Below are 7866 nucleotides of genomic sequence, written 5' to 3'. Positions count from 1 at the left end.
GTTCAGGGACAATGTTGGTGAAGATAGCGGCATCAAAGAGTATCCCTTCCACCCTCCCAAGAGCAAGCCCGTGAGAAGAGACCTCAAGCACCGCATGCGTGAGGCCAAGATCTCGCATCATTCGCAAGGACCGAGCAAGGAAGAGGGACTCCATGGTTGTATTCTGCGGCTCCCACTCGAAAGGACCGGCAACGTTTCGAGCAGTGGTCAAAAGTCCACAGGGGTGTCCGGCATGTTCAAAAATGCTCTGGAGGAGGAAGCACGTCGTCGTTTTGCCGTTTGTACCTGTGACTCCAGTGAGGTTCATATGCCGCGAAGGGTAGCCGAAAAAAGCGTTCGAAGCCCAAGCCAGGGCTCTGCGGGTGTTTGGTGTAATGGCCCACAAGACCCTGTCTTTAAGGGGAAGAAGGCTTTCTTCTTTTTCCACCACAAGGAGTCGTGCTCCGCGGGTAAAAGCTTCCTCAAGGAAAGCATGGCCATCATGGGAGCTTCCTACAAGCGCAAAAAAGGCGTATCCTCGGTGAACCTCCCGAGAATCATGAGTAACGCCCATGACGGGTTCTTTCGGATTAGGTACCCAGGCCCTAATTACGGGGAAAGAGGAAAGGAACTCTTCAACAGTCAAAAAGTTTCAACCTCCGCCTTATCTGAAATCACACCCTGGTAACGGAGGATGTTCTCCGCCACCTCTTGGAAAACAGGAGCAGCAATGTCCCCACCGTAGTACTCTCCTTCCGGTTCATCGAGAACAACAAGAACGCCAAAGCAAGGATCAGGAAGGGGGAAAAATCCCACGAAGGAAGAATAGTACGCTCCCGGTACGTACTTACCCCCTGGACCAGCTTTCTGCCCTGTTCCGGTTTTGCCCGCGATTCGGTACCCCACTACCTGGGCTTTCTTCCCCGTTCCCTTTGCCACCACTTTTTCCATCATCGAGAGAACAAGACCCGCGGTTTTCTCCGACACAACCTGCCGCACCGGAGAGGGAGGGAACTCGAGAATCGTGTTTCCAAAGGCATCGGTAACCCTTTGCACAAGACGCGGTCGCATGAGAACACCTTTATTGGCAATGCTCGAAAGAGCGCAGAGAAGCTGCAAGGGTGTTACCATCATCTCCTGCCCTATAGGCACCGCACCGATAGAAAGCAATGACCACTGCTCTGGTGGGCGCAGAAGTCCTCCTTCCTCTCCGGGGAGAGAAATGCCCGTCTTTTCGCCGAGTCCAAAATCCCTTAAATACCGGTACAGCTTTTCCTTTCCCAGTTTCTGGGCTATGGAGATGATACCAACGTTACAGGAGTTTATCAACACATCTTCGAGACTCTCCTGACCGTGTGTCTTTATACACCGTACCCGGTGGTTGTGTACCCGTATTCCTCCAGAGCAGAAAAATGTATCCTTTAAAGAAACGACTTTCTCCTCCAGGGCTGCAGCAAGAACGAGGGGCTTGACCGTGGACCCAGGCTCAATAACCATATTCACCGCGTAATTCCGCCAGCTCTCAGGGGGAAAATTCTGGAAGAATCGGTTATCAAAGCTCGGGTACGAGGCCATGGCAAGGATATCCCCTGTTTTGGGATTATTGACAATGATAGCACCCCTTTTTGCTCTGGTCCTTTCTATAGCCTTGCGAAGGGCCTCTTCGGCAAAAAACTGAATGGTTGTGTCCACAGTAAGGTGAAGCGTTTTCCCCTTCCTGGGAGGATGCACAGTGACAGTAGGGGGAATTTCCCGGCCCAAGGCATCACGTTCAAAAGTGACGTACCCATTTTCTCCTTCAAGGAGATCGTTGAATACGTACTCCAGTCCTTCAAGGCCCTTACGGTCTTTTCCCACAAAGCCCAGAACCGAACTTAGAAGAGGAGCCTTGGGATAGAACCTTTGCGTTTCCCGAACCCAATAGATACCATCTATCCTCGCCTCTCTGAGCCTGTTGGCGAGCGTTGCAGAAACCTGTGTCTGTAGAACAACAAAGGAGGCATCCACCGAGAGTCTTGCCTTGAGGTCTTCTATGCTCCTTGAAAGAAGGGGCGCAAGCTTCTCGGCCACAGCGCCAGGATCATGAATCAAGCGGGGAGAGGCACATACTGTGAGGGTTGCGACATCTTTTGCCAGCACTTCCCCATTGCGGTCAAGAATCTCTCCCCGGAGAGCAAGGAGCTCATCGAGGGCAAAACGACGAATAACCTCCTCACGGTACAATCGGTGGTTCAGAATCTGAAGGGAGAAAAGACGAAAGCCAACACCCCCAAGAAAGAGGGAAAGGAAAAAGCTCAAAAGAACCGCTCGCACGACAAACCTCTGAGAGAGCACCACTACCTCTCTCCACCCTCGGGCTCCCCGCGTCGCACGACGTAAGTTTCGCCTTTGCTTTTGCCCAGAACTTCTCTTCCTACCACGGCGTACACGATACGTTCTGGGGGAACCATGCCGAGGCGCTCCGTAGCGACATTCCGAATTCGCTCAAGGGACGAGAGTGCAGCAACCTCGGCAGCAAGCTTCTCCCGTTGGGCCATGAGATCCTCAAGAAGGGCTCTTTTTTGAGCGACGAGAAAGCTTTTTTCAAGGACTAAAGCCTGCATACCGAGATACACGAGAGCAACGAGGAAAAGGCAAAAGAGCGCCCCTCCACAGAGCCATCGCATTCGCTTCATACTTTTTCCTCCCCAACAATTCTCTCTGCAGCTCGCAATCGGGCACTTCGTGCCCGGGGATTCCGCTGTACCTCTTCTTTTGAAGGTACAACAGGCTCCTTGGTGAGACTCTTCAGCAAAGGGCACTCCCGGAAGAACCGCTTGACCAAGCGGTCCTCAAGGGAGTGGTAACTGAGGATAACCACCCTGCCCCCCTCCTCAAGAAGGGTGGGGAGTTGTTCGAGGGCTCGCTGAAGCTCATCAAGCTCTCTGTTCACCGCAATTCGAAGCGCCATAAAGACTCGTGTCGCCGGATGAATTCTCCCCCGAGGAACAATCTGAGCGATGAGACGGGAAAGCTCCGTTGTGGTGGTAATGGGCTTTCTCCGACGATACTGCACGATAGCCCTGGCAATGCGACGGGCATACCGTTCTTCTCCAAAGCGAAAAAAGATATCGGCAAGCTCTCTCTCTGAGAGCCTATGGATAAGGTCGTAAGCTGTTTCACCGCTTGATGGGTCCATCCTCATGTCGAGAGGACCTTCTTTCAAAAAGCTAAACCCCCGCCGGCTCTCTTCAAGCTGCCACGAGGAAAACCCCAGGTCAAAAAGAACCCCCCGTACCCGCGCGATGCCAAAAGAGGCGAGGACATCCCGGAGTCTCGAAAATCGTTCCTGTACAAGGAGAACGCGAGGAGCAAAGGGAGCAAGAACTTTTCGGGCTGCCTCAATAGCCTCTCGGTCCCGGTCGATTCCCAGAAGGACTGAACTCGGACCCAAACGCTCAAGGATAGCCCTCGCATGTCCACCCCCTCCGACAGTGGCATCCACGTACACACCGTCACCCTGGAGGAGGAAGTGGCAAACCTCCTCCACCATAACCGGCTCATGGAAGAGCTGGGTCATATTCCTGTGTCCACGATACGCTCGCAGATTTCGGCAAACCGCTCTTCTGTGGTGCCGGTGTACTCCCTCCACAGCTCCTCGTCCCAGATTTCAACTCGCGTTCCCACACCTATGAGGACGACCCGTCTGTCAATGGCTGCGTACTCCCGTAGGTACGCAGGGAGAGAAATGCGACCCTGGCTGTCAGGGGTAACCACTGCAACGGTTGAGAGGAAAAGGCGAGCGAAATCCCGGGTTTCCTTGCGAGTCAAAGAAAGGGAGGTGATTTTCTCGTAGAGACTCTTCCAGGAACTTTCGGGGTACAGAAAGATGCACCGCTCTATTCCTCGGGAGAGGTAGAGAGTTCCTTGGAGTTCTTCTCGGAAGGCACTCGGAATGATGATGCGGCCTTTCTCGTCCACATTGTGGGAGTACTGCCCGACGAACACATCCCTCCCCCTTCCTCCACTTTGCTCCCCTTAGTGCCACTCTACTATATACCACAGGGGAGGGAAATTGAACAGGTGTTTTACACCACTATATCCCTTCCTCTATCACCAGAAAGGGCAAGAAGGAACTCGTCCCAGGAACATGAAGCCATTCGAAAGAGGGTCCTTCGTCGGCCAATTTCAGAAAGTGTATGGGCATCGGAGGAAGAGAGAAAACGGTACCCAGAGAGAGAGAATCGCTTTTGCACCTCATCAGGAGAAGCTCGAGGAGAAACTTCAAGGACTTCTACCGCAAGTCCCGGGGGAATAAAACCAAGCTGGGAAAAAACGCTGTACGCCCTCCTGTCAATATGGGCAAGAACGGGTATCCCCTGACAACGTCGCACTTCTTCCACGACTTCCTCAAGGGAAAGGGAAAGGGGAAGGGCAAGAAGGTTACTCTTCTTAGCAGCAATGTTACCTTCCTCATCTATAATCCACTCCTCTCCCCAGACCGCTTCATCCAGGGGAAAAGGAGGGAGAAATGCCTCCACGAGCTGGTTGAAATGCAAGAGGTCCTCGTAACTTGGGAAATAGGCGAGGAGATGAACCTCTTCTTTCGTTTCTACCTCGATGCCCGGGATAACCCAAATACCGAAACGTTCTCCAAGGTGGATTGTAAGAAGCACATTCTCACAGGCGTTGTGGTCAGTCACGGCGATAATATCAATTCCTTTCTCCAGTGCCTCAAGAACAATACAGTGTGGCAACATGTCCCGCTGAGCACACGGAGAAAGGACCGTGTGAATGTGGAGATCCGCCGTGAAATCCCTGCTACCCACGCCGTTTTTTTCCCGGCACTCCCAGAGCCGCTAAGCGGGAGACGGCCTCGAAAGCACTCAGGGGGGTTCGAAGAACCGTTATCCCCTCGTTCCGAGCACGGGCGAGAGTCTCTTCATCAACCTCATAGTTATTGACAACCACAACACAGGGAATGCCCACAAGAGTGGCCACTGCAATGACGTTTGGGTGGGACTGCACCGTAACCCACACACTTCCCTCCACCGCGTTCGCGATGCAGTCGCTGAGGAGATCCCCGCAGTATCCCCCCTGGATTTCCTCTTCCATGTTCCCAGGAGCCAGAACAGTGGCCTCAAGAGGTTGCACAAGGTCCCGAATTCGAACCGCCAATGTCCTCCCTCCTTTTACCGGACATAGTCTGGGGAACTTTGCTCGCCAGGGCGTAAATTTCCTTAGCCAGTTCAAGCATGTTGTCCCGAAGAAGGAACGGACAATCTATCTCTTCGGCCTTTCCCTGCACCACGTCCTCAGCCAGGGCCCTGCATGTTGGAGACCCACAGGCACCACAATCAAGACCCGGCAGACGTTCGAGAAGGTGCTCTATTCTCTGGTACTTCTCCATCGCTTTCTGAAAGTCCCGATCGAGCTTCATAACTTCCTTTGCCTCGTAAACCCTCTCACGGGCAAAGACGCCAGCTCTCCGCCACGTCTCCATTTCCTCTTCGCTCCAGGGACGGAAAACGCTGTACTTTTTCATGAGGTGGTTTACGTTGACTTTGGCGATGAAGGGATTTTGAACCGCCAGTACCCCTCCAACACATCCTCCCACACAGGCTTGAGCCTCACAGTACACGACGCCTTTCAGCTCCCCTACTTCAATCTTTTCAAAAACAGAGATGACGTTGTGAATGCCATCAACGGCCATGTACTCTCCCTCACCAAGGGATTCCTGCTCTCCTCCCGAGCGAGCCCAGCCAATGCCCTTGAACCCGGCAATCTGAAGGTCTGGAATATCCTCCACCAGGTGGAGCTCACTGACAAGACGGGCATAGATACTGGCCATGGAAATGGCTCCGTCGATCCGTCCCAATCCTTTGCCACTTTGGCGGGCTTCGGTAACCTTAGCCGGGCAAGGGGTGATGAAAAACACCCCTACCTCCTCCGGCCGGTACCCCTTTTTCAAAGCTCCAAGGCGGGCGATTTTTGCCGCTACACCAAGGGGTGAATCGAGGGGGAGGAGGTTATCAAGGAGGGAGGGAAATTTCACCTCCACAAGTCTTACCACTGCAGGACAGGCAGAGGAAATGACCGGAAGCACAAGGTCTCTCCGCTGCAGAAAGCGAACAATCTCCGCAGCGAGGATTTCTGCTCCCCGAGCGACCTCGAATACCTCGTTGAAACCAAGGCGTAGGAGTCCATTGAGGACCTTGCCCAGGGGAATCGTGAACTTGAACTGAGCATAGAAGGCCGGAGCAGGGAGAGCAATGGTGTAGCGGAATTCTTGAAGGGCCTCGAGGGAGTCTGTTTGGGCGTACTTCGCATGGTTCGGGCAGGTCCTTATGCACTCCCCGCAATCGGTACACCGTTCTTCGTCAATACGCGCTTTCCCACCCTTGACCCGAATGGCTTCCGTAGGGCAGCGCCGAATGCAGTGGGTGCAGCCTTTGCATTTCTCTTCATCCAGGAAAACCGAGTGAAAGACTTCCATTACTCCACCTTACGAAGGGTTAAGGAAGAAATCCATGATGACCTTCGTTCCTTCACCAACACGAGTATCAATCTCAAGGCGATCGGAGCACTTTTTCATGTTCGAGAGCCCATACCCTGCGCCAAACCCCATCTCCCGTATATGGGGAGGAGCTGTGGAATACCCTTCCTGGAAAGCAAGTTCAAGATCCGGAATTCCAGGACCCTCATCATCTACCTCTATGTGAACTCGGTTTGGAAAAATCCACGCCCGGAAAATTCCCCGCCAGGCATGAATGACAACATTCATCTCCGCCTCGTACGCAGCAATAACCACCCGTCGACTGAAAGGAGGTGGAAAACCAACTTGCTGGAGAATCCTTTTGAGTTCACTAGAAACATCTCCGGCGCTCTGGAAATCCCCTCCCGCAATTTTCCGCTCAAGCTCGATGAGGGGCCTCTCGTCGGTCATTCCACTTCGCTGCAACCCTTAAGTCCCCGCATGTAGAGCCTTCCGCACGCCTCATACATGGGGAGGCGGGTTGCCAAGAGAGGAATTTTTTTCATGACCGCCAACTCGACCGTTGCCGGTTCTGGACGTTTACCCCGTACAAAGACAACGCCGATGAGGTCACTCATTTCAGCGGTGCGAATTACCTGAGGATTCGTAAGGCCGGTGAGAAGAAGGGATTGCTCCTTGGTAAAGGCCAAAACGTCGCTCAAGAGATCGCTTCCACACGCCGACCTTGGTTCTCGATCGAGAAGGTCCTCGCACGCCAGAACCTCGGCTTCAAGAATCTCCTTGACCTCTCGTAGTGTCATATCCTTTCTCCTCTCACTTTCCCGCAAAGCACTCTATACCCTGAGAACGAAGCTTTGCCGCTGCTTTTTGAGCCTCTTCGAGGGAAGGAAACCCGTAAACCCGCACCCGGTACATCCCTGAAGCACGTTCAATGACTGCATTGTACCCAAAACGCCGGAGCGTATCCACCATGGCTTGGGCATTCTTTTCCTGGGAAAAGGCCCCTGCCTGGAGGAAAGCCCCCTTGCCCGAGGGTGGGGGAGTTTCAGCCCGCACCGTCTTTTGTGGTGTCGGTCTTTCGGGCTTTTCCTCCAACTGAGTGGGGGAAGGTACGGGGGTTACCTCCTGAAGGACAAAGGGAGAAGCCTCCGGAAACTCCTGAGCCCATTGCTCAAGAGGTGACACAGGAACAACCTCTTCTTTCTCCACAACCTCAATGAGGGGTGGGATTTCTCTCGCAAGAAGGAAGTCCACGTACCGATCGAGATCCCCTCGAGCAGTGAAAAAAGAGAAAACCACCACAATAGCTGCTCCGCAGAGCACCACAATGATTTCTACCGGGTCTCGGCGGCGGAAAAGCCTGCGAAACATCATTGGATACCCTCAAGGAGACACCTGAGACGATTCAGCTC

11 protein-coding genes (1 of these 11 only partly in view) are annotated in these 7866 nt (G+C 53.4%); all 11 read right to left on the bottom strand.

Features of this window, described 5'->3' with window-relative positions; all coding sequences use genetic code 11:
• Nucleotides 1–96, bottom strand: the start of a protein-coding gene (locus H5U36_02610; GenBank protein ID MBC7217066.1) for a hypothetical protein. The gene continues 1002 nt to the left of window position 1, outside the view; only the first 96 of its 1098 coding nucleotides appear in the window; its start codon is at nt 94–96; its stop codon lies beyond the left edge, outside the window.
• Nucleotides 97–621: 525 nt separating this feature from the next.
• Nucleotides 622–2313, bottom strand: a complete 1692-nt coding sequence (locus tag H5U36_02605; GenBank protein ID MBC7217065.1) for a penicillin-binding protein 2 — start codon at nt 2311–2313, stop codon at nt 622–624.
• Between the two features lie 2 nt (nt 2314–2315).
• On the bottom strand, nt 2316–2654 hold the full coding sequence (locus tag H5U36_02600) for a septum formation initiator family protein (GenBank protein MBC7217064.1): 339 nt from the start codon (nt 2652–2654) through the stop codon (nt 2316–2318).
• On the bottom strand, nt 2651–3538 hold the full coding sequence (rsmH, locus tag H5U36_02595; protein MBC7217063.1) for a 16S rRNA (cytosine(1402)-N(4))-methyltransferase RsmH: 888 nt from the start codon (nt 3536–3538) through the stop codon (nt 2651–2653). Before rsmH ends, H5U36_02600 begins: the two co-directional genes overlap by 4 nt.
• Complete coding sequence (gene mraZ, locus H5U36_02590) at nt 3535–3966, bottom strand: division/cell wall cluster transcriptional repressor MraZ (GenBank protein MBC7217062.1); 432 nt, start codon at nt 3964–3966, stop codon at nt 3535–3537. Before mraZ ends, rsmH begins: the two co-directional genes overlap by 4 nt.
• An 80-nt stretch (nt 3967–4046) precedes the next feature.
• Nucleotides 4047–4787, bottom strand: coding sequence for a PHP domain-containing protein (locus H5U36_02585; protein ID MBC7217061.1), 741 nt, complete (start codon nt 4785–4787; stop codon nt 4047–4049).
• Nucleotides 4780–5112 carry a hypothetical protein gene (locus tag H5U36_02580; GenBank protein MBC7217060.1) on the bottom strand — a complete coding sequence of 111 codons (333 nt, stop codon included), beginning with the start codon at nt 5110–5112 and terminating at the stop codon, nt 4780–4782. The genes H5U36_02585 and H5U36_02580 overlap by 8 nt, the downstream gene beginning before the upstream one ends.
• A complete protein-coding gene (locus tag H5U36_02575; GenBank protein ID MBC7217059.1) occupies nt 5099–6454 on the bottom strand; it encodes a 4Fe-4S binding protein in 1356 nt (451 codons plus the stop codon). Before H5U36_02575 ends, H5U36_02580 begins: the two co-directional genes overlap by 14 nt.
• Before the next feature lie 9 nt (nt 6455–6463).
• Nucleotides 6464–6904: an ATP-binding protein gene (locus tag H5U36_02570; protein ID MBC7217058.1), complete on the bottom strand. Its 441-nt coding sequence runs from the start codon at nt 6902–6904 to the stop codon at nt 6464–6466.
• On the bottom strand, nt 6901–7254 hold the full coding sequence (locus tag H5U36_02565; GenBank protein ID MBC7217057.1) for a hypothetical protein: 354 nt from the start codon (nt 7252–7254) through the stop codon (nt 6901–6903). Before H5U36_02565 ends, H5U36_02570 begins: the two co-directional genes overlap by 4 nt.
• A gap of 13 nt (nt 7255–7267) precedes the next feature.
• Nucleotides 7268–7828: an SPOR domain-containing protein gene (locus tag H5U36_02560; protein MBC7217056.1), complete on the bottom strand. Its 561-nt coding sequence runs from the start codon at nt 7826–7828 to the stop codon at nt 7268–7270.
• Nucleotides 7829–7866: the final 38 nt, after the last annotated feature.

It is taken from the genome of Candidatus Caldatribacterium sp. (genome assembly GCA_014359405.1).
GTDB lineage: Bacteria > Atribacterota > Atribacteria > Atribacterales > Caldatribacteriaceae > Caldatribacterium > Caldatribacterium oleiphilum.
The sequence above is the reverse complement of the archived record's forward strand: the minus strand, read 5'-3'. Positions and strand labels throughout refer to the sequence as shown.